19 protein-coding genes are annotated in these 25,447 nt (G+C 72.4%); 9 read left to right on the forward strand and 10 right to left on the reverse strand.

What is annotated here, in order from left to right; translation table 11 throughout:
* The first annotated feature begins 86 nt into the window (after positions 1 to 86).
* The 4 genes from AB0950_RS21540 to AB0950_RS21555 all read left to right on the forward strand — a co-directional run bounded on the left by AB0950_RS21540 (position 87) and on the right by AB0950_RS21555 (position 6,924).
* Positions 87 to 2,201 carry a discoidin domain-containing protein gene (locus AB0950_RS21540; protein WP_360156317.1) on the forward strand — a complete coding sequence of 705 codons (2,115 nt, stop codon included), beginning with the start codon at positions 87 to 89 and terminating at the stop codon, positions 2,199 to 2,201.
* 162 nt (positions 2,202 to 2,363) lie between these two features.
* On the forward strand, positions 2,364 to 3,827 hold the full coding sequence (locus AB0950_RS21545) for an aminotransferase class I/II-fold pyridoxal phosphate-dependent enzyme (protein ID WP_366779212.1): 1,464 nt from the start codon (positions 2,364 to 2,366) through the stop codon (positions 3,825 to 3,827).
* 437 nt (positions 3,828 to 4,264) lie between these two features.
* Entirely contained in the window at positions 4,265 to 6,544 is a 2,280-nt protein-coding gene (locus AB0950_RS21550; RefSeq protein WP_360573009.1) for a catalase, read from the forward strand.
* Between the two features lie 140 nt (positions 6,545 to 6,684).
* A complete protein-coding gene (locus AB0950_RS21555) occupies positions 6,685 to 6,924 on the forward strand; it encodes a chaplin (RefSeq protein ID WP_360156308.1) in 240 nt (79 codons plus the stop codon).
* Between the two features lie 49 nt (positions 6,925 to 6,973).
* Here the strand turns inward: AB0950_RS21555 and AB0950_RS21560 are convergent, their stop codons facing one another.
* From AB0950_RS21560 to AB0950_RS21585, 6 genes are all read right to left on the reverse strand, one after another.
* A complete protein-coding gene (locus AB0950_RS21560; protein WP_366779213.1) occupies positions 6,974 to 7,729 on the reverse strand; it encodes a class I SAM-dependent methyltransferase in 756 nt (251 codons plus the stop codon).
* A 249-nt stretch (positions 7,730 to 7,978) separates the two neighbouring features.
* The gene (locus tag AB0950_RS21565) at positions 7,979 to 9,157 is read right to left on the reverse strand and encodes an acyltransferase (protein WP_360156302.1); all 1,179 of its coding nucleotides are present in this window, start codon (positions 9,155 to 9,157) and stop codon (positions 7,979 to 7,981) included.
* 277 nt (positions 9,158 to 9,434) lie between these two features.
* Complete coding sequence (locus AB0950_RS21570; RefSeq protein WP_366779214.1) at positions 9,435 to 10,484, reverse strand: Ku protein; 1,050 nt, start codon at positions 10,482 to 10,484, stop codon at positions 9,435 to 9,437.
* Between the two features lie 157 nt (positions 10,485 to 10,641).
* Positions 10,642 to 11,631 (reverse strand): aldo/keto reductase, encoded by a 990-nt coding sequence (locus AB0950_RS21575; protein ID WP_366779215.1) that lies wholly within the window; start codon positions 11,629 to 11,631, stop codon positions 10,642 to 10,644.
* Between the two features lie 59 nt (positions 11,632 to 11,690).
* Positions 11,691 to 12,965 carry a multidrug effflux MFS transporter gene (locus AB0950_RS21580; RefSeq protein WP_366779216.1) on the reverse strand — a complete coding sequence of 425 codons (1,275 nt, stop codon included), beginning with the start codon at positions 12,963 to 12,965 and terminating at the stop codon, positions 11,691 to 11,693.
* A 265-nt stretch (positions 12,966 to 13,230) separates the two neighbouring features.
* Positions 13,231 to 14,166: a hypothetical protein gene (locus tag AB0950_RS21585; RefSeq protein WP_360156290.1), complete on the reverse strand. Its 936-nt coding sequence runs from the start codon at positions 14,164 to 14,166 to the stop codon at positions 13,231 to 13,233.
* A 535-nt stretch (positions 14,167 to 14,701) separates the two neighbouring features.
* On the opposite strand from AB0950_RS21585, the gene AB0950_RS21590 reads away from it, so the two are divergent.
* Both AB0950_RS21590 and katG read left to right on the forward strand, forming a co-directional pair.
* Complete coding sequence (locus AB0950_RS21590) at positions 14,702 to 15,139, forward strand: Fur family transcriptional regulator (RefSeq protein ID WP_360156287.1); 438 nt, start codon at positions 14,702 to 14,704, stop codon at positions 15,137 to 15,139.
* Between the two features lie 33 nt (positions 15,140 to 15,172).
* Positions 15,173 to 17,398, forward strand: coding sequence for a catalase/peroxidase HPI (gene katG, locus AB0950_RS21595; RefSeq protein ID WP_360572999.1), 2,226 nt, complete (start codon positions 15,173 to 15,175; stop codon positions 17,396 to 17,398).
* A gap of 117 nt (positions 17,399 to 17,515) precedes the next feature.
* Here the strand turns inward: katG and AB0950_RS21600 are convergent, their stop codons facing one another.
* Both AB0950_RS21600 and AB0950_RS21605 read right to left on the reverse strand, forming a co-directional pair.
* Positions 17,516 to 18,439 carry a serine hydrolase gene (locus AB0950_RS21600; RefSeq protein WP_366779217.1) on the reverse strand — a complete coding sequence of 308 codons (924 nt, stop codon included), beginning with the start codon at positions 18,437 to 18,439 and terminating at the stop codon, positions 17,516 to 17,518.
* Positions 18,436 to 19,422, reverse strand: a complete 987-nt coding sequence (locus AB0950_RS21605; protein WP_360156278.1) for a LysR family transcriptional regulator — start codon at positions 19,420 to 19,422, stop codon at positions 18,436 to 18,438. The genes AB0950_RS21600 and AB0950_RS21605 overlap by 4 nt, the downstream gene beginning before the upstream one ends.
* 129 nt (positions 19,423 to 19,551) lie before the next feature.
* Here AB0950_RS21605 and bla point away from each other — a divergent pair, with 129 nt between their 5' ends.
* Both bla and AB0950_RS21615 read left to right on the forward strand, forming a co-directional pair.
* On the forward strand, positions 19,552 to 20,484 hold the full coding sequence (bla, locus tag AB0950_RS21610) for a class A beta-lactamase (protein WP_366779218.1): 933 nt from the start codon (positions 19,552 to 19,554) through the stop codon (positions 20,482 to 20,484).
* Between the two features lie 157 nt (positions 20,485 to 20,641).
* Complete coding sequence (locus tag AB0950_RS21615; protein WP_366779219.1) at positions 20,642 to 21,817, forward strand: right-handed parallel beta-helix repeat-containing protein; 1,176 nt, start codon at positions 20,642 to 20,644, stop codon at positions 21,815 to 21,817.
* Positions 21,818 to 21,868: 51 nt separating this feature from the next.
* On the opposite strand, the gene sigJ is transcribed toward AB0950_RS21615, so the two are convergent.
* On the reverse strand, positions 21,869 to 22,834 hold the full coding sequence (sigJ, locus tag AB0950_RS21620; RefSeq protein WP_366779220.1) for an RNA polymerase sigma factor SigJ: 966 nt from the start codon (positions 22,832 to 22,834) through the stop codon (positions 21,869 to 21,871).
* Between the two features lie 170 nt (positions 22,835 to 23,004).
* On the opposite strand from sigJ, the gene AB0950_RS21625 reads away from it, so the two are divergent.
* Positions 23,005 to 23,697, forward strand: a complete 693-nt coding sequence (locus AB0950_RS21625; RefSeq protein ID WP_366779221.1) for an NAD(P)H-binding protein — start codon at positions 23,005 to 23,007, stop codon at positions 23,695 to 23,697.
* 10 nt (positions 23,698 to 23,707) lie between these two features.
* Here the strand turns inward: AB0950_RS21625 and AB0950_RS21630 are convergent, their stop codons facing one another.
* Positions 23,708 to 24,097 carry a VOC family protein gene (locus AB0950_RS21630; protein ID WP_360156263.1) on the reverse strand — a complete coding sequence of 130 codons (390 nt, stop codon included), beginning with the start codon at positions 24,095 to 24,097 and terminating at the stop codon, positions 23,708 to 23,710.
* Positions 24,098 to 25,447: the final 1,350 nt, after the last annotated feature.

The raw sequence follows: 25,447 nt of genomic DNA on the forward strand, positions 1-25,447 counted from the left end.
CCGATTATTGGCCTCGTCTTCCCCTCGGGAGCCGCCAGATGAGAAGCCGCACACGACCAAGACACCTGGGTGTCGCGCTGGCCGCCATGGCCGCACTGATCACCCTGCCCCTCTCCCACACCCCGGCCGCCGCGGCCGCGACCCAGACCTGTGACACGGCCAACGCCGCCCAGGGCAGGCCCGCCACCGCGTCCTCCACCGAGAACGCCGGCACACCCGCCTCCGCCGCCTTCGACGGCAACGCCACCACCCGCTGGTCCAGCCAGTTCTCCGACCCGCAGTGGCTCCAGGTCGACCTCGGCGCGGTGAAGGACCTGTGCTCGATCGACCTGAACTGGGAGGCCGCCTACGGCAAGGACTTCCAGCTGCAGTCCTCCACCGACGGACAGAACTGGACCACCCTCAAGACCGTCACCGGCGCCACCGGCGGCACGGCGTCCTACGACGTCAGCGGCTCCGGCCGGTACGTCCGGATCTACGGCACCGCACGCGGGACCGGGTACGGGTACTCCCTGTGGGAGGTCGCCGTCCACACCACGGCCACCGGCAGCACCGGGCCCGTCCAGGGCGGTGGCGACCTCGGCCCGAACGTCATCGTCGTCGACCCCTCCACCCCGAACCTCCAGCAGAAGTTCGACGACGTCTTCAAGCAGCAGGAGTCGGCCCAGTTCGGCACCGGCCGCTACCAGTTCCTGCTCAAGCCGGGCACCTACAACGGCATCAACGCCCAGATCGGCTTCTACACCTCCATCTCCGGCCTCGGCCTGAACCCCGACGACACGCAGATCAACGGGGACGTCACGGTCGACGCCGGCTGGTTCAACGGCAACGCCACCCAGAACTTCTGGCGCTCGGCGGAGAACCTCGCCATCAAGCCCTCCAACGGCACCGACCGCTGGGCCGTGGCGCAGGCCGCACCCTTCCGCCGTATCCACGTCGAGGGCGGCCTCAACCTCGCTCCGAACGGCTACGGCTGGGCCTCCGGCGGCTACATCGCGGACTCCAAGATCGACGGCACCGTCGGCCCGTACTCCCAGCAGCAGTGGTACACCCGCGACAGCTCGGTCGGCGGCTGGACCAACGGCGTGTGGAACATGACGTTCTCCGGCGTCCAGGGCGCACCCGCGACCAACTTCGACAGCGGCCCGTACACCACCCTGGACACCACACCGGTCTCCCGCGAGAAGCCGTACCTGTACCTGGACGGCAGCGACTACAAGGTGTTCGTCCCCGGCAAGCGCACCAACGCCCGGGGCGTGTCCTGGCCCAACACCCCGGGCACCAGTCTCCCGCTCGACCGGTTCTACGTCGTCAAGCCCGGAGCGACCGCCGCCACCATCAACGCGGCCCTCGCCCAGGGCCTCAACCTCCTGTTCACCCCCGGCATCTACCACCTCGACCGGACGATCGAGGTGACCCGCCCCGACACCGTCGTCCTCGGCCTCGGACTGGCCACCCTGGTCCCGGACAACGGCGTCGACGCGATGCACGTCGCCGACGTCGACGGCGTCCGGCTCGCCGGGCTCCTCATCGACGCCGGACCGGTCAACTCCGACACGCTGCTGCGCATCGGCACGCCCGGCTCCAGCGCCGACCACTCCGCCGACCCCACCACCGTGCAGGACGTGTTCTTCCGCATCGGCGGCGCCGGACCCGGCCTCGCCACCAACTCGCTCGTCGTCAACAGCAACAACACCGTCATCGACCACACCTGGATCTGGCGCGCCGACCACGGCAGCGGCGTCGGCTGGGACACCAACCGCGCCGACTACGGCCTGAGAGTCAACGGCAACGACGTGCTCGCCACCGGCCTGTTCGTCGAACACTTCAACAAGTACGACGTCTACTGGAACGGCGAACGCGGCCGGACGATCTTCTTCCAGAACGAGAAGGCGTACGACGCCCCGAACGCCGCCGCCATCACCCACGACGGCATCGTCGGCTACGCGGCCTACAAGGTCGCCGACTCCGTCACCACCCACGAGGCCTGGGGGCTCGGCAGCTACTGCAACTACACCGCCGATCCGTCGATCGTCCAGGCCCACGGCTTCCAGGTGCCGGCGACGAGCGGCATCAAGATGCACGACCTGCTGGTGATCTCCCTCGGCGGCAACGGCCAGTACGCCCACGTCGTCAACAGCACCGGCGCACCCACCTCGGGCACGAGCACCGTCCCGTCCAAGGTGACATCCTTCCCGTGATCCGCAGCTGAGGAGGGGCCCGCGGGGTTTCGACCGCGCGCCGAGTGCAACACGGAGGGTGCGGCCCGTGCGGACGGGGCCGCACCCTCCGTATGCCGACGGGGACGCGGAGGCAGCACCGGCGGAAGCCGGAGAAGCAGCCGGAAGGGGAAGAGGACACGCATGGATCACTCGCGCGCACCCGTACTCGAGGCCCTCCAGGAGTTCCGGCGCCGCGGAGACGTGGTGTTCGGACCGCCCGGTCACAAGCAGGGCCGCGGCACCGACCCCCGGGTCGCCGACGTCCTCGGCATCGACGTCTTCCGCTCGGACGTGCTGACCCTCAACGGCCTGGACGACCGCCGGGAGTCCCAGGGGGTGCTGGAGCAGGCACAGGAGCTGATGGCCGACGCGGTCGGCGCCGAGCACGCCTTCTTCTCCACCTGCGGCAGCTCCCTGTCCGTGAAGACCGCGATGCTCGCGGTCGCGGGCCCCGGGGAGAAGCTGCTGCTCTCCCGCAACGCGCACAAATCCGTCATCGCGGCGGTGATCATCAACGGGGTGGAGCCGATCTGGGTCCACCCGAAGTTCGACACCGAACGGCACATGGCCCATCCGCCGGAGCCCGACGACGTCCGCGACCGGCTGCGCGAGCACCCCGACGCCAAGGGCATGCTGCTGATCACGCCCACCGACTGGGGCACCTGCGCCGACATCCGGGGCGTCGCCGACGCCTGCCACGCCTACGACGTACCGCTCATCGTGGACGAGGCCTGGGGCGCCCATCTGCCCTTCCACCCGGCTCTGCCCGCCTGGGGCATGGACGCCGGCGCCGACCTGGTCGTCACCAGCGTCCACAAGATGGGCGGCGCCATCGAGCAGAGCTCGGTCTTCCATCTCCAGCACGACCGGGTGGATCCCGCCGTGCTCAAGCAGCGCGAGGACCTGCTCGGCACCACCAGCGCCTCCTCCCTGGTGTACGGCGCCCTGGACGGCTGGCGGCGGCAGATGGCCGAGCAGGGCCACGAGCTGCTGGACAGGGCCTTCCACCGGGCCGAGCGCATCCGCGCGGAGCTGCGGGAACTGCCGGAGCTGCGGGTCATGGGCGGCGAGGTCGTCGAGGAGGGACTCGCGGCCGAGTTCGACCCCCTGAAGATCGTCATCGACGTCCGGGACCTCGGTATCAGCGGCATGCAGGCGGCCGAGTGGCTGCGGGCGCACCGGCACGTCGACGTGGGCGGCTCGGACAGCTGCCGGATCAGCGCCTCCATCACCCACGCGGACGACGACGAGACCGAGAAGGTCCTCCTCGACGCCATGCGGTCCCTGGTGGAGAACGCCGGGTCGATCGAACGGCAGCCCCCCGTGCGGCTGCCCGAGCCCCGGGTGCTCGAACTGGAGCAGGCGGTCCTGCCGCGCGAGGCCTTCTTCGGGCCCGCCGAACAGGTGCCCGCCGAACGGGCCGTGGGCCGGATCTGCGCCGAGATGATCAGCCCCTATCCGCCCGGCGTGCCCGTCGTGGCACCGGGCGAGGTGATCACCGAGGAGGTGCTGGACTTCCTGCGCAGCGGAGTGGAGCACGGTTTCCTCATCTCCGACGCGGCGGACCCGACGCTGAAGACCCTGCGCGTCACCGCCCGCCCGTGACACGACACGCGAGGTGACCGGACCCGCCGCCGGCCGCTCGGACTGCGGGTGCCCGGCGCAGCGCCTAGGCTGGCGGGTGTGGGCGGGCGTGCGCCGCCTGCCCGGGTCAAGAAGCCGGCCCGCCGACGAAGACACCCTCGGCAGGGGGCACTTGGCCCTGCGCGACGTCCCCGGGTCCGGACGGCACGTCCGGCGGGCCCTGCCGTCCCGGCAAGTCGATGGGAGACGGCCCGACTTCACCCCGACCGGAAATCCTCCTGATTCCCGGTTTCGGACGCCCCGGCCCGGGGACCTCGCTACGAGGGCCGCGTCGACCCCTTTCATCTGATCTGTATGTGTTTGTCGGCCGCATGCCCCGGGCGTGGCCACCGCGCGTCGGACGCCCCGCTTCGCCGGTGCCGGGCCCGCCCCCGTGACCAGCGAAGGAAAGAGCAGCGATGAGCGAGACGAACCCCCTGAAGCGAGCGGCGGACAAGGCGGTCGACGCCCTGCGCGGCGACGGCGCGGGTCCGGAGGAGGGCATCCCCGGCAAGCCCGGCCCCGAGGCGCCGTCGGTCGCGGAGCCGACCGAACCCCATGAGCCGCTGCCGCCCAAGCCCGACCAGACCGGTCCGGAGACCGTCTCCCCCACGGGGCAGCCCACCGGCGCCGATCAGGCGCGGATGGCGCAGAGCGGCAGCTATCTGACCAACGCCCAGGGCACCCGGCTGTACGACACCGATCACTCCCTGAAGGCGGGACCGCGCGGCCCGGTGCTGCTGCAGGACCACCACCTGCGCGAAAAGGTCATGCACTTCGACCACGAGCGCATCCCCGAGCGCGTGGTCCACGCCCGCGGCGCCGGCGCGCACGGGGTGTTCCGCAGCTACGGCACGGCCGCGAACGTCACCAAGGCGGCCTTCCTCGCCGAGGGCGTGGAGACGCCGGTGTTCGTCCGCTTCTCCACCGTGCTCGGCTCCCGGGGCTCTGCCGACACCGTCCGGGACACCCGTGGCTTCGCGACGAAGTTCTACACCAGCGAGGGCGTCTTCGACCTGGTCGGCAACAACATCCCGGTCTTCTTCATCCAGGACGCCATCAAGTTCCCGGACGTCATCCACGCCGGCAAGCCGCACCCGGACCGGGAGATCCCGCAGGCCCAGAGCGCCCACGACACCTTCTGGGACTTCGTCACCCTGCACACCGAGGCCACCCACCACACCCTGTGGAACATGTCCGACCGGGGCATCCCGCGCTCCTTCCGCACCATGGAGGGCTTCGGCATCCACACCTTCCGGCTGGTCGACGCCGACGGCGGGACCACGCTGGTGAAGTTCCACTGGAAGCCGAAGCTGGGCGTGCACTCCCTCGTGTGGGAGGAGGCGCAGATCGTCAACGGCGTCGACCCGGACTTCCACCGCCGGGACCTCGCCGACGCCATCGAGGCGGGCGCCTACCCCGAGTGGGAGTTCGGCATCCAGACCTTCCCCGACACCCCCGACCAGACGTTCGAGGGCATCGACCTGCTGGACCCGACGAACATCGTCCCCGAGGAACTGGCCCCCGTGCAGCCCATCGGACTGCTCACCCTCAACCGCAACCCGTCGAACTTCTTCGCCGAGACCGAGCAGGTCGCCTTCCACCCCGGCCACCTCGTCCCCGGCATCGACATCACCGACGACCCGCTGCTCGCCGGGCGCCTCTTCTCGTACCTGGACACCCAGATCACCCGGCTGGCCGGCCCCAACTTCGCGCAGATCCCCATCAACCGGCCGCACGCGCCCGTCAACGACATGACGCGAGACGGCTTCCACCAGGACGCCGTGCACCGGGGCGTGGCCCCCTACCGCCCCAACTCCCTCGACGGCGGCTGCCCGTTCACGGCCGGCGCCGCCGACGGCGCGTACATCGAGGCGCCGGTACGGGTGCCGGAGGCGACGAAGGTCCGCGAGGCGCCGGCGTCGTTCGACGACCACTTCAGCCAGCCGCGCCGCTTCTGGCTCAGCATGAGCCCGGTGGAGCGCGAGCACATCATCGGCGCCTACACCTTCGAACTGAGCAAGTGCTACGAGCAGGCCATCAAGGAGCGGGGTTTGCAGGTCCTGGCGAACATCGACCCGGAGCTGTGCGCGGGCGTCGCCGCCGGTCTCGGCCTGCCCGCCCCCGAACCCACCGTGCCCCTCGCCGACGTGCAGCCCAGCCCCGCCCTGTCCCAGGTCGGCCGCACCTGGCCCACCGACGGCCGGATCATCGGCATCGTCACCGGCCCCGACGGCGACCTCGACGGAGTGCGGGCGGCACGCCAGGAGGTGCTGGACGGCGGGATGGTCCCGCTCGTCGTCGCACCGACGGGCGGCACCCTGGGCTCCGGCGCGGACGCGCTCACCGTCCAGCGGACGTACGCCACGGCACGGTCCGTGGAGTTCGACGCGGTGCTGGTGGCGGGCACCCCGGGGGTCGGCGCCGACGCCTACGGCGCGCGGGACGCCAAGGCGGGCCTGCCCGGCGACGTGCAGGGCACACCCGACCCGCGGGTGGGGCTGCTGCTGGCGGAGGCGTACCGGCACGGCAAGGCCATCGGCGCCGCCAAGGGCGGCCAGGCCGCGCTGGAGGCGGCCGGCATCCCCCTCGACGCGCCCGGTGTGATCGCCGGCGACGGCGCCACCACGGTCCTTCAGCAGCTCACCCGGCTGCTCGGCTCCCACCGGGTCTGGGACCGCTTCCCCGCCACCGCCTGATCCAGGCGCCGGCAGGGGCCGATGGAGGGAATTTCCCGTACGCCGTTCGGTGCAGGTCCCGGACGGCGTACGTGAACAGGCGCACGGCGCGCGGTACGGCTGTCATGAAAGAGTCCCACCGTCAACCAGTGAGGCAGATCATGCGTCTTCGCAGTTTCGCCACGACCGCCGTGCTCGCAGGTGTCCTTGCCATGGGAGGCTCGGCGACCGCGTTCGCCGCCGACCCGAACCCGGTCGGTGCCGCCAACAACAGCCCGGGTCTCATCTCCGGCAACGTCATCCAGGTGCCGCTCGAGGTTCCGATCAACGCGTGCGGTGACAGCATCGACGTCATCGGGCTGCTGAACCCGGCCGGCGGTAGCGGCTGCGCGAACAAGTGACGAAACCCGTGCGCCGGCACCCGCACCCGGGTGCCGGCGCACGGCCGTGTCACCGGCGGTCCGGACGGCGGAACAGGGCGGTCCAGAGGAAGTCCTCCCCGAACAGTGGGGAGTCCGCCGGCTGCGGCCGCATGACGCGCAGTTCGATCTCCTGAAGACCGGAGAAGATCCGGCGCAGTGACTCGGGAGTGTAGGCGAGGCCGCCGTGCAGGCCGGGCTCGCGGTAGAACGCCGCGTCGGGGAGTTCGGAGCCCATCCGGCCGGCGGCGAAGCAGGTCAGCGCGAAGTGCCCGCCCGGCGCCAGCACCCGCTCCAGCAGCGCCAGATGGCTGATACGGCGGTGCGGCGGCAGATGGTGGAAGCAGCCGGAGTCGTACACGAGGTCGTACGGGCCGCACAGCCCAGTCGCGCTGCCCGTGGTCAGGGCGAAGGCGTCACCGCAGTGGAACCGCACCGCGCCCGGGGTGTCCCCCGCCTCCCGCGCGCGCTCCTCGGCCCAGGCGACGGCGGCCGGGGAGAGATCGACGGCGTCCACCTCGAAACCCCGCGCGGCCAGGTGCAGGGCGTTACGGCCCGGCCCGCAGCCCAGATCGAGGGCCCGCCCCGGACCGATCAGACCGCGGTCCAGATACGACACCAGGTTCTCGTCCGGCTTCCCCGCGAAGAACGGCACCGGTCTGCCCCGGTCCGCGTAGAAGCCGTCCCACCACTGGGCCGCGCCCCGCGTCCAGCGGTCGGCCTCCAGTGCGAACAGCCCGTCCAGAAGCCGCAGTACGTCCTCCACCGTGCGGATGTCCCGGTCCACCCCAGCCCCCTTTGCCGCCTGCGCAGAACCTAGGGGCGGGGGCGGCGGAACGCCAGGCCGCCGGGCCGGGCCCGAGGGCGCCGGCGGGCGGCAGAGAGGGCAACGAAGGGGGCGTCGGCTTCCCCCTCATGGGTCGGCCAGCAGGCCCTCCGGCGCGCACAGCGCCCCGGCACGGCACCTTCCGGGAGCGAGCCGGGGGCACTTTTCCGCCCGGTTTCCCGGGCGGGTCCGTCCGAGGCCGCGGCCGGCTCAGTCCCCGGCCGCGGCCGGAGCCTCCTGGCGGGCCTGCGCCTGGTCCGGCTGCGCTGCCGGGCGGCGCAGCGGGCGCAGCAGCAGGCGTCTCGCCGGGCGCTCCACCGCCTCGTACAGCAGCCAGGACAGGCCGAGCGACACGGTGAACACGGTCGCGGTGACCGCGATCCCCGCCAGTGGCCCGAAGTGCGGTTTCGTCCCGAGCAGCGGCGCGGCGGACCGGATCACCAGCAGATGCACCATGTAGAAGGCGAACGACAGCTCGCCGAGCCGCACCAGCCGCCGACGCCGCCACAGCGAGGGCAGGCCGTGCAGGTCCGCCATGGCCGCGGCCGGAATGAGCAGCGTGTACCCGGTGATGGTGCACATGGTCGCGGAGTAACCGGGCGCGACCTGCGGGACGAGGAAGTAGCCGATGATCGCCAGGGCGAGCGAGGCCTCCAGACCCGGGCCCCGCCACCGGCCGAGCAGCACCAGCCGCGCGGTGACCGCGCCGAGGACGAACTCGGGCAGCCGCGCCGCCGGGAACGAGTACAGCGCGTACCTCCACCAGTGATGCGCGTCCGCCCGGGCCAGCACCAGGATCGCCGCCACCGACAGCGCGCCGAGCACGACCGCGCCGCGCGCCCCGAGCCGGCGCAGCAGCAGGAACAGCAGCGGGAAGGCGGCGTAGAAGAACGCCTCGCAGGCGAGGGACCAGCTGACCGGGTTCAGCGTCTGCCACCAGGGGCGCCACCAGGAGTGCAGCAGCAGCGCGTTGGACAGCGCCTGCTTCGGCGTCGGCCTCTGCTGGTTCGCCAGCGTGTACGCCATGACCAGCGCGAGGACCAGGGTGACCAGGTGCACCGGGTAGACGCGCGCGATGCGCCGTCTCCAGAAGGCGGGCGCGCGGTCACGGGGCCGCGCCGACCAGGTGAGGACGAAGCCGGACAGCACGAAGAAGAACGACACTCCGGTGGCGCCGGCGCCGAATCCCCAGGAGACGAGCCGGCCACCGGTGCCTCCGAAGTAGCCGAAGTTGTTCACGTGGAGTCCGAACACCAGCAGCGCCGCCATCCACCGCAGTCCCGTCAGGGACGGCAGCGAGGGCCTGGCGGAGGCCGGTGAATCCCTGGCGGTCGTGTCGCCGGTGGGGGCGGGCGGCGTCCGGAACGTCCGGGGCGTCGCCGTGGTCATCGAATCACCTGCCGCAGAGGGTTGGCGTGGGGCATGAAGGGGTACCTTGCCCGTTCACCGCTTGTCCATCACGTCACATGGCAAACATCACACTCGCTGCCGAACGACGGACGCGTCCGTATGCCACGGAGGGCCGGACCGGGTGCACCCGTACGAGTGACGTCGTCACCGGCAACGGCCGCAGCGCAACGGGAGCCGACGGAGGGCGAGTTGGAACGGAAGCCGGCCGTGCGCGAGACGAGCGGACCGCCCGGCCCGAGTTCCGGCACGCCGGAGGTCAAGCCGCCTGGCCCGCAAGCGCCTTCACGAGCTGGTCCCGCGTCATCTTCGACCGTCCCGCCACCCCGGCGGCGCTCGCCCGCTTCTGCAGCTCGGCCTTCGACAGGGACGCCAGGTCCTCGGACTCCTTGCGGCCCGCGGCGCCCTTCCGGCCCGCGGACTTCTTCTTGCCGGCGGGTTCCTTCTTGGCGGCGGCCCGGGTCTTGCCGGCGCCGGTCCGCGCCTTGCCGGCGGCCCCTTTCCCGTCGCCGCCCTTGCGGCCCCGGGACCGGCTCTGCTCCACGCTGCGGCTGAGCGCCTCCATGAGGTCGATGACGTTGGTCGCCTCCGGCGGCTCCGCTTCGCCGACGACCTCCTCGCCCTTGCGCTTCGCGGCGACCAGCTTCAGGACCCGTTCCTCGTAGGTGTCGTGGTACTCGTCGGGGTTCCACTCGATGGTGAGCGCGTCGATCAGCTGCTCGGCCGTCCGCAGCTCCTTGCTGTCGCTGCTGGTGCGCCGCTCCGGCAGGTCGGGCACCACGGAGGCGGGGTCGCGCACTTCGTCCGCCCAGTGCAGGGTGTGCAGGACCAGGACGCGCGGCTGGGCCCGCAGCGCGGTCAGGTACTCCTTGCCGCGCATGGTGAGCGTGGCGATCCCGGCCTTGTCCGCGCGGTCCAGCGCCGCCCGCATCAGCTCGTACACCTTCACGTACTCCTTGCCGCGCGGGCCGACGTAGTACGTGCGGTCGAAGTACACGGGCTCGACCTCGCACAGGTCGACGAACCCGGCCAGGTCGATCACCTTCGACCGCCCCGGTGAGATCTCCTCCAGCTCCTCCGGCTCCACGACGACGTACTCGCCCTCGTCGATCTCGTAGCCCTTGACGATCCGGTCGCCGCCGACCTCCTTGCCGGTGCGCTCGTTGACCCGCTTGTTGCGGATCCGGTCCGAGGTGCCGCGCTGGAGCTGGTGGAAGTGCACGGTGTGGTCCTCGGTGGCGGTGTACAGCCCCACGGGCAGGGTGACCAGCCCGAAGGTCAGCACCCCGGTCCAGATCGGTCTCGCCATGGCTCCTCGCCTCCCGTCCGCTCTTGGGAGTGCGCCGGACGTGGACGCAGTCGCTGGGGCCAGTCTCCCGGCAGCGCGGTCCTCCGGCCAGCCGGACGTGCGCAGGGAGGGTACGACCGGGGCGCTCGGCGTCCGCCTGGTAGGGGAGCGCCGGTGGCTACCAGGCGTACGCCTCGGGGGCCTCGCCTCCGGGGCCGGGCCAGATCTCGTCCAGCGTGCGCAGCGTGTCGTCGGACAGGGTCACGTCGAGGGCGCGCCGACCGGCGGCGAGCTGTTCCGGGGTCCGGGGGCCGACGATCACGGCGCTCAGGACGGGGTTGCGCAGCAGCCAGGCCAGCGCGACATCGGCGGGCTGTTCACCGATGCCGGCGCACAGGGCCTCGTACGCCTCGAGTTGCGGGCGGTGCCGTTCGACGGCCTCCCGCATCCGCGGCGTCGCCCGGCGTCCGTCCCGCGCCTTCCGCAGCACGCCGCCGAGCAGGCCACCGCCCAGCGGGCTCCACGGCAGCAGTCCGATGCCGTAGTGGCGCAGTGCCGGAATCACCTCCAGCTCGACGGTGCGCGCGGTGAGGTTGTACAGGCTCTGCTCGGACACCAGACCCATGAAGGCGCGGGCGGCGGCCGCGTTCTGCGCGGTGGCGAGCTGCCAGCCGGCGAAGTTGCTGCTGCCGACGTAGGTCACCTTGCCTTCGCGCACCAGCTGCTCCATCGCCTGCCAGATCTCCTCCCACGGGGCCGACCGGTCGACGTGGTGCATCTGGTACAGGTCGATGTGGTCGGTGCGCAGGCGCCGCAGGCTGTCCTCGGCCGCGCGGCGGATCCTGTACGCGGACAGGTACTTGTCGTTCGGGCCGGGGCCCATCGGCTGGTACACCTTCGTGGCCAGCACGATCCGCTCCCGGCGGCCGCCGCCCTGGGCCAGCCAGCGCCCGATGATCTCCTCGGACAGGCCGTAGCCCTGCTTCATGCCGGGCGACTGCGGTCCGCCGTAGACGTCGGCGGTGTCGAACAGGTTGATGCCCGCCTCCACCGCGGCATCCATGATCTCGAAGCTCGTGGCTTCGTCGGTCGCGTCGCCGAAGTTCATGGTGCCCAGCGCCAGGCGGCTGACCTTCAGGCCGCTACGGCCCAGGTGTGCGTACTGCATGTCAGGTATCTCCTGTGGTGGTCGCGGACGGATGTCCCGTCCCGCGGCGAATCTGCCGTTCACGGGGCGGCTGTCACACGGTCCGCCGGGGTGTCCTGCGCGGCGACCGCGGTCTGCGAGGTCCGGGTGCGCGGGTGGATGGTCACGGCGTGGACGAGGGTCGCGACGGCGGCGCAGACGACCGTGACCAGCCCGAGCGGGACGGCGGTGCCGGCGCCGCCGAGCCCGACCAGCGGAGCGGCGAGACCGCCGAACGCGAACTGGGCGAGGCCAAGCAGCGACGACGCCGTGCCGGCGATGTCGGGGTAGTCGGCCAGAGCGAGGGACGTGGCCGGTGGCGTCGCCGTGGCCACACCACTCACCAGCAGGAACAACGAAACGACCATGGCCGGCAGGGGCAGGCGGAGGACCCCGGTGGCGAGCACGCCGCCTGCGCCCACCAGGCACACGACGAGCCCGGCCAGCAAGGTGCCCTTCTGCGACCAGCGCCCGGCCAGGCGGCCCGCGACAAAGCCGAACAGCATGAAGCCGAGCGAGTTCAGGCCGAACGCGAACGCATATCCCTGCGGGGAGAGGCCGTAGATGCCCTGCAGCACGTACGTGGCGCCGCTGAGGTAGGCGAACAGGGCGGCGTAGGCGAAGCCGATGACCAGTACGGCGCCGAGGAACACCCGGTCGGACAGCAGCCGGCGGAAGTCCCGCCCGGTCTGCCGGAACTCACCCGTGGTCCGCTCCTGGGCCGGCAGCGTCTCGCGGAAGACGAACAGGACGGCGAGGAGGATCGCAGTGCCCGCCGCCGCGAGGAACAGGAACAGGCCGCGCCAGTCGGTGACCGAAGCCAGCTGGCCGCCGAGCACCGGGCCGATGATCGCGGCGAGCCCGCCGATCACGGTCAGACGGCCGTAGTACCGCACCAGCTTGCTGCCGGAGTACAGATCGCGTCCCGCGGCCTGCGCGATCACGATGCCGACCGCACCGGCCAGTCCCTGCACGAAGCGGGCGGCGATCAGCGCCTCGATGCTGGGGCTGAGCGAGCACAGCACCGCGGCGACGATGTACGCGGCGACACCGATCAGCAGCGGCCGACGGCGTCCGAGCCGGTCGGACACCGGCCCGGCGACGACCTGGCCGAGCGCCAGACCGATCAGGCACGCGGTGACGGTGAGCTGCGCGGTCGAGGTCGCCGCGTCCAGCGCCTTGGTCAGTGCCGGAAGGACGGGAAGGTACAGGTCCATCGAGATCGGCCCGAAGACGGTCAGCAGAGCCAGAACGACGGTCAGGGCACGGCCGACGGTCCGCTCACGCGGCACGCTCGGGGGCAGGGGGGTGCTCACACGGCTCCAGTCCGACGGGGTGGGTAGAGGGGTTCTCCAGCGCCGTCCGGGCGCCGTGGGAACCCGGCCGTCTTCCACACAACCGTGTTCCGCGGCGGTCAGGGAGTTTCTGTGGAGGGGTGTACCGGCAGTGCATGCCTGGCGACGGCGACGGCGACGGCGACGGCGCCGTGCGGTCGGTCAGGGAGTGGGACCACGGATGTCTCTTTCGAGCGGGCCCGGCACCGGTCAGGCCGTCAGGGCCGGGGGTGAGGCAGCGCCCCCGTCACCTGCCGCGAGCCCCCGGGTCTGCGGCCAGCCGTTCCGCCTCGGCCGCCGTCGTATGGGCGTGGCGCCGGGCCTCCCGTACGGCACGGTCGGCCTGCCGGGCCCGGTCCCGGGCCGCTTGCTCGTCGGTACGGGCCTGCCGCTGTTCCTCCTCGGCGCCGTGCAACTCCGCGCGCAGCGCACGCACGCGCTCGTCCGCCTCGGCCACCCGGTCGCGGGCCTCTTCCGCTTCCCGTCCGGCGGCCTCGGCCTCCTTCTCGCGGGCGCGCAGGTCCCGCTCGGCGGTGCGGGCGGCTTCACGGGCCTCCTTGAGACGCCGCCGGTGCGCCAGCTCGTCGACGCGCTGTTCTGCCGTGCCGCGCTTCTTCGCCGCCCCGCGTCCGCCGGCTGCCTCCTCGGCCTTGCCGCGCGTCTTCGCTTCCGTCACCACCGGGCGGCGTTCGAGGAGGGCCTCGTCCGCCTCGGGAAACCCGAACGTGGAACTGAGGGGCTTCACAAGCCGCCCCGCCGCCCACTCCCGGCCGGCCTCCGGCGCGGCGAGAGCGGCGTGCAGCGTCTCCTCGACCTCCCGCTGGACACCCTCACCCACCGGCCGCCCGGCCTGAGCCGCCAGCCGGCGCGCCTGCCGTCCCAGCGCGCCGATCACCTCGCTCTGCCTACGGGCGAGCTTGCGCAACTGCGGGCCGTCCAGCTCGCGATGGGCCCGACGCAGCTCCTCGCCGAGTTCCAGCAGCGGCTGGACCTCCTCCGGCTGCCGGCGGACGAGCAGATTGCTGACCCAGGCGGCCAGACTCGGCCGCCGCAACGCGCCGATCTCCTTGGCGAGCGCCTGATCACCGGCCTTGCGCGCCTCCAGGGCGCGGCGGTCACGGGCGGCGACGAACTCCTCCGGCCGCAGCCCGTACAACTCGTCCGCGACGGTGTCCAGGTCCACCAGCGTCCCTCTCGACGGCCACCTCGGCCACGGACTCCGAGTTTCTCACCGCCCGACGTTCCTGCGCCTGCCCGGGCCCCCGGCCTACGGCCACTGCGCCCACGCGGCCCGCCTCACGCACATGCACGCGGTTGCGGTCCTCCCCGCGGGGGTGTGACGCCTCACCTGTCCCGCCGCCTCCCTGGCTCACTCGTTCGGACGACCGCCCGGCTTGCCGTACCGCTGTCGGGTGTCCTGGGACACATGATGCGGGCATGCCCCGGACCCACCCGCCGGCCGGCCTTGTGCACGACCGCCGTGCCGCACCCCGTGATGCCCGCCCGCCGTATCCCTGACCGCAGGCCCCGCACGACCGGCCGGCGGAGTGCCCGCCGGGCGGAGGCGAGGAACGGCACCCCACGGGGGGGCTGGGGGCGCGCGAGGGCGAAGATCCGGGCCGGTGGCGGGGCGGTGGACGGGAGGTGACGCGGCGCTGAGAAAAATTGCATCGTTCGTTTTCTTGAATCTCTCGTGTTTATGGCGGTAGGTTCACCCCATGACCGCCTCCCCGACCCCGACCACCGCCGAAGAGCTCCGCGGTGCCGGCCTGCGCGTGACGGCAGCCCGCGTCGCGCTGCTGGAGACCGTCCGGGCGGGCGACCACCTCGGCGTCGAGGCGATCGCCTCCGGGGTCCGTGACCGCGTGGGCCACATCTCCCTGCAAGCCGTCTACGAAGCCCTGCACGCCCTCACCGCGGCGGGACTCCTCCGCCGTATCGAGCCGGCCGGCCACCCGGCCCGGTACGAGGGACGCGTCGGCGACAACCACCACCACATCGTGTGCCGGTCCTGCGGGACCGTCGCCGACGTCGACTGCGCGGTCGGCGACGCGCCCTGTCTGACCGCCTCCGACGACCGCGGCTTCGCCATCGACGAGGCCGAGGTCGTGTACTGGGGCCTGTGCCCCGACTGTTCCACCGGCCGCAGTTCCTGAGCACCGAGTTCCGCACAGTTCGGAAGGATTGCCATGACCGAGAACCACGACGCGATCGTCACAGACGCGAAGGCCGAGGGGGCGAGCGGCGGCTGCCCCGTCGCGCACGACCGGGCCCTGCACCCCACCCAGGGCGGTGGCAACCGCCAGTGGTGGCCGGAGCGGCTCAACCTGAAGATCCTCGCGAAGAACCCGCCTGTGACGAACCCGCTCGGTGAGGAGTTCGACTACGCCGAGGCCTTCAAGAGCGTCGACCTTCCGGCCCTGAAGCGGGACATCGCCGAGGTGCTCACCACGTCGCAGGACTGGTGGCCGGCCGACTTCGGCAACTACGGCCCGCTGCTCATCCGTATGGCCTGGCACAGCGCCGGCACCTACCGCATCAGCGACGGCCGCGGCGGCGCCGGCGCGGGCCAGCAGCGCTTCGCCCCGCTGAACAGCTGGCCGGACAACGTCAACCTGGACAAGGCCCGCCGTCTGCTGTGGCCGGTGAAGAAGAAGTACGGCCAGAAGATCTCCTGGGCCGACCTGATGATCCTCGCCGGCAACGTGGCGCTGGAGTCGATGGGCTTCACGACCTTCGGCTTCGGCGGCGGCCGCGAGGACGTCTGGGAGCCGGAGGAGGACGTCTACTGGGGCCCCGAGACCCAGTGGCTCGACGACAAGCGCTACACCGGCGACCGCGAGCTGGAGAACCCGCTCGGCGCCGTCCAGATGGGCCTCATCTACGTCAACCCCGAGGGTCCCAACGGCAACCCGGACCCGCTGGCCGCGGCCCGCGACATCCGTGAGACGTTCCGCCGCATGGCCATGAACGACGAGGAGACCGTCGCGCTGATCGCCGGCGGCCACACCTTCGGCAAGACCCACGGCGCCGGTCCCGCCGACCACGTCGGCGCCGACCCCGAGGCCGCCGGCCTGGAGGAGCAGGGCCTCGGCTGGAAGAGCACCTACGGCACCGGCAAGGGCGCGGACGCCATCGGCTCCGGTCTTGAGGTCACCTGGACCGCCACGCCGACCCAGTGGAGCAACGGGTTCTTCAAGAACCTCTTCGAGTTCGAGTACGAGCTCACCCAGAGCCCGGCCGGCGCCCACCAGTGGGTGGCGAAGGACGCCCCGGAGATCATCCCCGACGCGCACGACCCGTCGAAGAAGCACCGCCCGACGATGCTCACCACCGACCTGGCCCTGCGCTTCGACCCGATCTACGAGCCGATCTCCCGCCGCTTCTACGAGAACCCGGACGAGTTCGCGGACGCCTTCGCCCGCGCCTGGTACAAGCTCACCCACCGCGACATGGGCCCGAAGTCCCTGTACCTCGGCCCGGAGGTCCCCGACGAGACCCTGATCTGGCAGGACCCGCTGCCGGAGCGCGAGGGCGAGCTGATCGACGACGCCGACATCGCGGCCCTGAAGACCAAGCTGCTCGACTCCGGTCTGTCGGTGTCCCAGCTGGTCACCACCGCGTGGGCGTCCGCCTCCACCTTCCGCGGCAGCGACAAGCGCGGCGGCGCCAACGGCGCCCGCATCCGCCTCGCCCCGCAGAACGGCTGGGAGGTCAACGACCCCGACCAGCTCGCCCAGGTGCTGCGCATCCTGGAGGGCATCCAGCGGGACTTCAACGCCACCTCCGGCGCCAAGAAGGTCTCCCTGGCCGACCTGATCGTCCTCGGCGGTGTCGCCGCGGTCGAGAAGGCCGCCAAGGAAGGCGGCTTCGCGGTGGAGGTGCCCTTCACCCCGGGCCGCGTGGACGCCACCGAGGAGCACACCGACGTCGAGTCCTTCGAGGCGCTGGAGCCGACCGCGGACGGCTTCCGCAACTACCTCGGCAAGGGCAACCGCCTGCAGGCCGAGTACCTGCTGGTCGACAAAGCGAACCTGCTCAACCTGAGCGCCCCCGAGATGACGGTGCTCGTCGGCGGCCTGCGCGTCCTCGGCGCCAACCACCAGCAGTCGCAGCTCGGCGTCCTCACCAAGACGCCCGGCGTCCTCACCAACGACTTCTTCGTCAACCTGCTCGACATGGGCACCACGTGGAAGTCGACCTCCGAGGACCAGACCACGTTCGAGGGCCGGGACGCCGTCACGGGCGAGCTGAAGTGGGCCGGCAGCCGCGCCGACCTCGTCTTCGGCTCCAACTCCGAGCTGCGCGCCCTCGCCGAGGTGTACGCGAGCGACGACGCGAAGGAGAAGTTCGTGAAGGACTTCGTCGCCGCGTGGGACAAGGTCATGAACCTGGACCGGTTCGACCTGGTCTGAGCACGGCCTCAAGGGCGTCCGCCCCGACCCGCACGGGTTGGGGCGGACGCCCTCGCCGTACCGGCCCGGCACCGGCGCGGAGGGGCATGCGCCACGGCCCTGCCGCCCACGACGGTCTCACCTCCGCAGCGCCTCGAACGCGTGCCGTCCCGCCACCCCGATCGCCAGGTCGACGTCCGGCGCGAGCCCCGCGCGGCGGTCGGCACGGGTGAGCGCGGCCATGGCCACCCGGTCTCCCGACTCGGCCTCGACCACCCCGATCTCGTGCCGCAGATGCAGGAAGGATCCCGTCTTCCCGCTCCACCGCAGCGTGTCGGCCCGCAGCTCGCTCGCCAGCCGGTGTGTGAAGACCTGCAGCCCCATCAGCCGCCGCAGTTCGGCCGTCGCCGCCGGCGTGGAGATCTCCTCGCACCACACCCGCCGCAGCAGCCCGACCAGCGCCGCCGCAGAGCCGGCGTTGGCGTGCGCCGGGTCCAGGGTCTCGATGGTGTGCCGGCCGGACCGCTCGTCGCGGAGGGCCAGTTCCAGGGCGAGCGAGAAGTCGTTGCCGGCGGCGCCGGCGGCGCACTCGTACATGTGGTTCATCCGGTGCCGCATCCGGATCTCCCCGCATCCCCATGCCCGCAGCCGCTCGTCGACCTCCGTCACCGGCACCAGGCCGAACAGGGCGTCCGCCGCGGCGTTGTCGCTCACCGACAGCATGAGCAGCAGCAGATCACCGACGGCGACCGTGGCCGGGTGCCGGAACGCCGCGAGCCCGGTGGGGCCGACGCTGCTGTGCGCCGGATCGACCGTCACCGGGTGCGCCGGATCCAGCTCCCCGGCGGCGATCCGGTCCAGCACGACGAGGGCGAGCGGGACCTTCACCACCGACGCGAGCGGCAGCGACTCCTCGACGTCGAAGCCGAGTTGCCCGCCGGTGTCGAGGTTGCGGGCGAGGAAGGAGCCGCGCACACCGAGGGCCGCCCAGTCGGCGGCGATGGCCTCGGCGACGTCCAGGAGGGCGCCGTCGTCCCCGACGTACCCGGGCGCGGCCCTCATCCGCGTGCCGCCAGCCGCGCGGGCACGTCCTCACCGGTCCCGGAGGCCGGTCCGCCGGGCGGTCGGGCGGCGGCTCCCACCGCCGAGGCCAGCAGCGGGACCAGCCAGTGCGGCACCTCGGCGGCCCCGGACCGGTCCGGGGCCGCGCTCACGTCGTACCCACGATGAAGTGACCGGTCGCCCAACGGCGCCCACCGCGCCCCGTGCTGCCGGGCGAACGGCTCCGCGCACACCAGCAGCGCCCGCCCCGCCAGCGTCTCGGCGAGCGCGGTGGCCGCGGGCCCGGCCGGCCGGAACCGTCCCGGCGGCAGTCCGGCACGGGCCGCTGCGCGCTCCAGACGGTCCTGGTGGAACGGCAGTTGGTCCTCGGGCAGGGTCAACACCGGCAGCGGGGTGGCGCCTTCGGTGCCACGACCGCGCCGGGGCCGCAGATCCTCCAGGTGGACCACGCGGCGCGCACCGCCGTGCGCCGGGACGCTCTCCTCGCTTTCCGGCTCAGGCGCGCACGCCAGGCCCAGCGGCACCCGGAACGCACCCCGCTCCGGCGGGACCCGCACCAGCGCGTAGGCGAGCGAGCCGTCGGCGAGCCCGGAAACCCGCTCCAGCGGCGGCAGTTCACGCACGCCGAGGGTGATCCCGCGCTGGGCACCGGCGCGGATCGCGCGCGCCAGCGCCGCCGGGGCGCAGTGCGCGGGCACCCCGACGGCGCTCACCCGCGCCCGCCCCGCCGCACCGGCGACCTGCTCCAGCCGCTGGGCCCGGTCCAGGACGTCCCGCGCGTACGGCAGGAGCAGCGAGCCCAGCTCCGTGATGGTGATCTGCCGCCGTGAACGGTCGAACAACGCGCCGCCGAAGTGCTCCTCCAGTGTCTTGATACGGCGGCTGAGCAGCGGCTGGGCGATGCCGAGCCGATCCGCCGCCCGGGAGAAGCTCACCTCGTCGGCCGTCGCCACGTACGCCTCGAGATGCGCCAGGAGATCCATCCCGCACTCATATCAATAAGGCATGCAGCGTTCAAAGTTCCCTCTTGGACATCAGTGGCCTCCGGCTGTTTCGCTGTCCCCGTCGAAGATCCAGCAAACCGATCACGGACGACCAGGAGGACTGTGCTCATGACCGGCCCCGACCACTCCACCCCCCTCGCCCGGCGCGGCCTGTTCAAGGCGGGCTTCGCCCTCACCACCGCCGCCGCCGTGGCCGCCACGGCCGCCTCCGTGCCCGCCGCGTCGGCCGCACAGGGCACCCAACAGCGGGAAGCCGAGAGCGAGTTGGCCGAACTGGAGCGGCGGCACGGCGCCCGGCTCGGCGTCTACGCGCGCAACCTCCGCACCGGAGGGACCGTGTGCCACCGGGCGGGGGAGCGGTTCGCAATGTGTTCGACGTTCAAGGCGTTCGCCGCGGCGGCCGTCCTGCGCGACCACGGTGACTGCGCGCCGCTCGCGAGGGTGATCCACTATCCGCCGCACGACATCCTGTCCAACTCGCCGCGCACCGCGGAGCACGTGGACACCGGGATGACGGTGGCGGAGCTGTGCGCGGCGGCGATCCAGTACAGCGACAACGCGGCGGGCAATCTGCTGCTGCGTCAGATCGGCGGCCCCGTCGGCCTCACCCGCTTCTTCCGCTCGCTCGGCGACCCGGTGAGCCGGCTCGACCGCTGGGAGACCGACCTGGGCAGCGCGATCCCCGGTGACCCGCGCGACACCACGACCCCGCAGGCCCTCGGCCGCAGCTTCGAGGCGCTCACCCTGGGCCGGGCGCTCACCGGCGTCGACCGGGAACGGCTCGTCGGCTGGCTGAAGGGCAACACCACCAGCGCCGCACGGTTCCGCGCGGGCCTGCCGCGCGACTGGGTGCTGGCCGACAAGACCGGCACCGGCGACTACGGGAGCGCCAACGACATCGGCGTGGTCTGGACGACCCGGAAGACCCCGGTCCTGCTGACCGTGCTGTCGTCCCAGAGCGCGAAGGACGCACCGGCGGACGACGCGCTCGTCGCACAGGCGGCCCGGCTCGTGGCGGACGCCCTCGCGCCGGGGGAGTAGAGCGACTCCGAGAGCGGGCTAGATTCATCCATCTGAATATGAATCATGTACGCGACCATTGACGTGTGCATGCCGTGTCTCTACGGTCGGGGCAGTGCGGAGGGAAAGCGCTTTCCCCTCCGTATCCCTTCACCATGCCACGACTGGAGACAAGCCGATGCACCTGAGATCAGCCATCGCCTGCGCCGGTCTGCTCGCCGGCTCGCTCGCCGCGCTCTCCGGCACCCCGGCACAGGCCGCGACCGCCACCGTGCTGTACGTCGCGCCGAGCGGCACCGACAGCGCGGCCGGCACGCAGTCGGCGCCGACCACGCTCACCTCCGCCATCAGCCGTATCGCCCCCGGCGGGACGATCTACCTGCGCGGCGGGACGTACGCCTACTCCTCCACGGTCACCATCCCGGCCGGCAGCAACGGCACGTCCGGCGCCCGCACCACGCTCACCGCCTACGCGGGTGAGAAGCCCGTCCTGGACTTCTCGGCCCAGAGCGAGAGCTCGTCCAACCGCGGGATCCAGCTGAACGCCAACTACTGGCATCTGTACGGCCTCACCGTCGAGCACGCCGGGGACAACGGCATCTACGTCGGCGGCAGCAACAACGTCATCGAACGGGTGGTGACCGCCTACAACCGGGACACCGGACTGCAGCTCGGCCGGATCTCCTCCAGCACGCCCAGCAGCCAGTGGCCGTCGAACAACCTGGTCGTCAGCTCGGAGTCGCACGACAACGAGGACTCCACCGGCGAGAACGCCGACGGCTTCGCCTCGAAGCTGACCACCGGCACCGGGAACGTCTTCCGCTACGACGTCTCCCACAACAACATCGACGACGGCTGGGACCTCTACACCAAGACCGACACCGGTGCCATCGGCCCGGTGACCATCGAGTACTCCCTGTCGTACGGCAACGGCACGCTCACCGACGGCACCCAGAACAAGAACGGCGACCGCAACGGCTACAAGCTCGGCGGCGACGACATCGCGGTCAACCACATCGTGCGGCACGACATCGCCTACAAGAACGGCCACCACGGGTTCACGTACAACAGCAACCCCGGCACGATGACCGTCTCCGACAACGTCGGCATCGACAACACCGAGCGCAACTTCTCGTTCGACAAGGGTACTTCGGTGTTCCGCAGCAACACCTCGTGCCGCTTCGCCGTCAGCGGCTCGAACGACAAGACCGTCGGTGACGCCGACAGCTCCAACCAGTTCTGGACCGGCAGCAACGGCTCCCGCTGCTCCTCCTACTCAGGGGCGCTCGGCTGGTCCTTCGCCTCGGACGGGCACCTCGTGGTGACCTTCGGCGGCAAGGTGGTGACGCCGTAGCCGCCCACCGGGTCGTTCAACGGGCGGGACGCCCTTCCACCGGCGTCCCGCTCAGGCGTGCCCCTGGATCCGTGGTTCGCCGGGCTCCAGCGTCGCGAGCTTGTCCGGGTTCGTGACGAGGTAGACCTCGCTGACCCGCTCGCCGTCCGGGTCGAGGTCCATGACCATCACGGCGTGCGGCGCGCCGTCCTCGAACACCACCACGGCCGCGTCCCCGTTGACGTCCCGGTGCTGGAACTCCAGCCCCGCCGCCGAACGCGCGGCATAGCCGGTCAGCGCACGTGCCACCTTCTCCCGGCCGCGGATCGGGCGCGGCGCCGCCTGCGCCTTTCCGCCGCCGTCCGTCCAGAGGGTGGCCTCCGGCGCCAGGATCTCCAGCAGCGCCCCGAGATCACCGCCGAGCGCGGCGGCCACGAACCTTTCCGTCGCCTGCCGCCGCACCCGGGGATGGGCCTGGTAGCGGGGCCGCCGGGCCCGCACGTGGGACCGGGCGCGGTGCGCGAGCTGCCGTACGGCGGCCGGGCTGCGGCCGAGGATGTCCGCGATCTCCGTGTGGGCGTAGCCGAACACCTCGTGCAGCACGAACACCGCGCGCTCCAGCGGCGTCAGGGTCTCCAGCACGACCAGCATCGCCAGGGACACCGACTCGGCGCGCACCGCGCCCTCGGAGGCGTCCTCCGCCGAAGCCGGTCCCGGGGATCCCTCCGTGAGCAGGGGCTCCGGCAGCCACGGCCCGACGTACGTCTCACGCCTCCGGGCGATCCGCTCGCGCCGCGCGAGCGCGTGCCGCACGGCGATCCGCAGCAGATACGCCCGCGGATGCTCGATCCGCGCCGCCCGCCCCGCGTCCCCGGCGCCCGACCGACCCGCCCAGGACAGCCAGGTCTCCTGCAGCACGTCCTCGCTGTCGGCGACGGTGCCGAGCATGTTGTACACCACCGCGAACAGCAGCTCGCGGTGGTCGAGGAACGCCCGCGTGGCGGCGTCCGTCCCCGCGGGCGTCCGGTTGTCGGCCATGGCCTCTCCTCACGACGTCTGCCCACCCAGAGGGACCGGAGCCCCGGAAGTGTGACATCGAGGAGCCGGTGTGTGCCGTGCCTCTCATCCTGCGCCCGCGCTGTCACACCCGCCGCCGCCCCGGCCCTCTCGGTCCACGGCAGCAGCACCCCGCAGTGAAGGAGCAGCCCATGCGACTCGTCGTCTTCGGCGCCAACGGGCCGACCGGACGGCAGGTCACCGAACAGGCGACCGCCGCCGGTCACACCGTCACGGCCGTGACCCGGCACCCCGACGCCTTCCCGCTCGCCCACCCGCGCCTGCGGATCGCGGCGGCCGACGTCCTGGACGCGGCGGCCGTGGACCGCGTCGTGGCCGGTCACGACGCGGTGATCTCCACGCTCGGCGTCCCCTACGGCCGGGCCCCGGTCACCGTGTACTCCACGGGCCTCACGCACATCAGCCGGGCCATGACCCGGCACGGGCTGCGGCGCCTGGTGTGCGTGACCTCCACCGTGCTGTTCGGCGTTCCGGCGCCCGGTGAGGGATTCCTCTTCCGGAAGGTGATGGAGCCCTTCTTCGCGCGGGTGGTCGGGCGCACGGTCTACGACGACATGCGCCGCATGGAGGAGATCGTGCGCACCGGCGGCCTCGACTGGACGGTGCTGAGGCCCGCGGGCCTCTTCGACTCCGACCAGGTCAGCGACTACCGGATGCACCCCGGCCGGCTGCCCGGACGGTTCACCTCCCGGGCCGACCTCGCGCACGCGCTGATGCGCGAGGCCGTCACCGAGGGGCATCCGCGCGCCTTCCTCGACGTACGCACCACGGAGGGCACCCCGAGCATGCTGGACGTCATCCGGAAGGAGGCGTTCGGCAGGTGAGGCGCGGCGCCTACGCGGGCCACCCGCCGTAGGGGACGGTGATCAGCTCCATGGCGTGGCCCACCGGGTCCAGGAAGTAGACGCCGCGGCCGCCGTCGTTGTGGTTGATCGTGCCGGGCTGCTTCTGATGCGGGTCGGCCCAGTGGGCCATGCCGCGCTCGACGATTTTCGCGTACGCGGCGTCGAACACCTCCTCGGAGACCAGGAAGGCGTAGTGCTGCGGCGTGATCCGGTCCTCGGGGATGCTGGCGAAGTCCAGGGTGACGCCGTTGCCGAGGGAGACCGCGACGAACGGCCCCCACTCCCCGGTGATGTCGAGGCCGAGCAGTTCACTGAGGAACTCGGCGGACTCCCGGTTGTCCCGGGCGTGGACGATGGTGTGGTTCAACTCGACGGACAAAGGAATGCCTCCGGGGCATGTCCCGGCACCTCCATGCCTCACCCGGCCGGTGACCGGCACGCGATGCCGCGAACGATCATAAATGCGGACAGGCGGAGTGTCGACGAGCATCCCGCCCCGCGCATCCGGCCGGGTCGCCTACGGCCACGGCGTGTTGCGCCTTCCGGCCGACCGGGTTACCCACGGCCGCGGCCTGCGCCGCGCAGGGCAGGCGCGGGTCAAGCGGGTCCGGCCTCGGGCCACCCGCATCGCCCCGGACCAGCCGGTGCCGGTCTGTTTCCGTCTCCGGGCTGCCGGCTTGCGGTGCACGCTTCCGGTCTGCGTCGCGCATCTGCCGGTCTGCGGCGCGCACGGCAGGCGGGGCTGAAGCGGGTCCGGCCTCGGGCCACCCGCATCGCCCCCGACGAGCCGGTGCCGGTCTGTTTCCGTCTCCGGGCTGCCGGCTTGCGGTGCACGCTTCCGGTCTGCGTCGCGCATCTGCCGGTCTGCGCTGCGCACGGCAGGCGGGGGTGAAGCGGGTCCGGCCTTGGGCTACTCGCATCGTCCCGGACGAGTCGGTGCCGGTCTGTTTCCGTCTCCGGGCTGCCGGCTTGTGGCGCACGCTTCCGGTCTGCGTCGCGCATCTCCCGACCCCCGGTGTACGCCCTCCGGGTCTGCGCCGTGCACCCCCTGGCCCGCGGTGCACGCCTCCCGGTCTGCGGCGCGCACCTCCCGACCCCCGGTGCACGCCTCCCGGTCTGCGGCGCGCACCTCCCGACCCCCGGTGCACGCCCTCCGGGCCTGCGCCGTGCACCCCCTGGCCCGCGGTGCACGCCTCCGGTCTGCCCTGGCCCCCGGTGCATGCCTCCCAACCCGCGATGCAGGCCCGCGGCGCACCTCCCGGCCCGCGGCGCACCTCCCGGCCCGCGGCGCACGCCCCCTGTCTGCGGCTCACCTCCCGACGCCCTGCGCCGTGCACCCTCCTGGCCCGCGGCGCAGGGGGTCGGTCTGCGGCGCGCACATCTCGACCCGCGGCGCACGCCTCCCGTCTGCGGCGCGGACCTCCCGGCCCGCGGCGCACGCCCTCTGTCTGCGGCTCACCTCCCGACGCCCTGCGCCGTGCACCCTCCTGGCCCGCGGCGCACGCCCCCGGTCTGCGGCGCGCACATCTCGACCCGCGGCGCACGCCTCCCGTCTGCGGCGCGGACCTCCCGGCCCGCACGCACGCCTCCCGTCTGCGGCGCGGACCTCCCGGCCCGCGGCGCACGCCCCCCGTCTGCAGCGCGCACCTCCCGGCCCGCACGCACGCCCCCCGTCTGTGGCGCATCCCCCCGGCCCGCGCCGCGCATCCCCCCGGCCCTCGGCGCCGGC

The sequence above is a fragment of the Streptomyces sp. NPDC007189 genome (assembly GCF_040703635.1).
Classification (GTDB): domain Bacteria; phylum Actinomycetota; class Actinomycetes; order Streptomycetales; family Streptomycetaceae; genus Streptomyces.

Coding starts and splice junctions, on each gene's coding strand:
- AB0950_RS21540 (WP_360156317.1), top strand. CDS start 87: ATGGCCGCACTGATCACCCTGCCCCTCTCCCACACCCCGGCCGCCGCG.
- AB0950_RS21545 (WP_366779212.1), top strand. CDS start 2,364: ATGGATCACTCGCGCGCACCCGTACTCGAGGCCCTCCAGGAGTTCCGG.
- AB0950_RS21550 (WP_360573009.1), top strand. CDS start 4,265: ATGAGCGAGACGAACCCCCTGAAGCGAGCGGCGGACAAGGCGGTCGAC.
- AB0950_RS21555 (WP_360156308.1), top strand. CDS start 6,685: ATGCGTCTTCGCAGTTTCGCCACGACCGCCGTGCTCGCAGGTGTCCTT.
- AB0950_RS21565 (WP_360156302.1), bottom strand. CDS start 9,157: ATGACCACGGCGACGCCCCGGACGTTCCGGACGCCGCCCGCCCCCACC.
- AB0950_RS21570 (WP_366779214.1), bottom strand. CDS start 10,484: ATGGCGAGACCGATCTGGACCGGGGTGCTGACCTTCGGGCTGGTCACC.
- AB0950_RS21575 (WP_366779215.1), bottom strand. CDS start 11,631: ATGCAGTACGCACACCTGGGCCGTAGCGGCCTGAAGGTCAGCCGCCTG.
- AB0950_RS21590 (WP_360156287.1), top strand. CDS start 14,702: ATGACCGCCTCCCCGACCCCGACCACCGCCGAAGAGCTCCGCGGTGCC.
- katG (WP_360572999.1), top strand. CDS start 15,173: ATGACCGAGAACCACGACGCGATCGTCACAGACGCGAAGGCCGAGGGG.
- AB0950_RS21600 (WP_366779217.1), bottom strand. CDS start 18,439: ATGAGGGCCGCGCCCGGGTACGTCGGGGACGACGGCGCCCTCCTGGAC.
- AB0950_RS21605 (WP_360156278.1), bottom strand. CDS start 19,422: ATGGATCTCCTGGCGCATCTCGAGGCGTACGTGGCGACGGCCGACGAG.
- bla (WP_366779218.1), top strand. CDS start 19,552: ATGACCGGCCCCGACCACTCCACCCCCCTCGCCCGGCGCGGCCTGTTC.
- AB0950_RS21615 (WP_366779219.1), top strand. CDS start 20,642: ATGCACCTGAGATCAGCCATCGCCTGCGCCGGTCTGCTCGCCGGCTCG.
- sigJ (WP_366779220.1), bottom strand. CDS start 22,834: ATGGCCGACAACCGGACGCCCGCGGGGACGGACGCCGCCACGCGGGCG.
- AB0950_RS21625 (WP_366779221.1), top strand. CDS start 23,005: ATGCGACTCGTCGTCTTCGGCGCCAACGGGCCGACCGGACGGCAGGTC.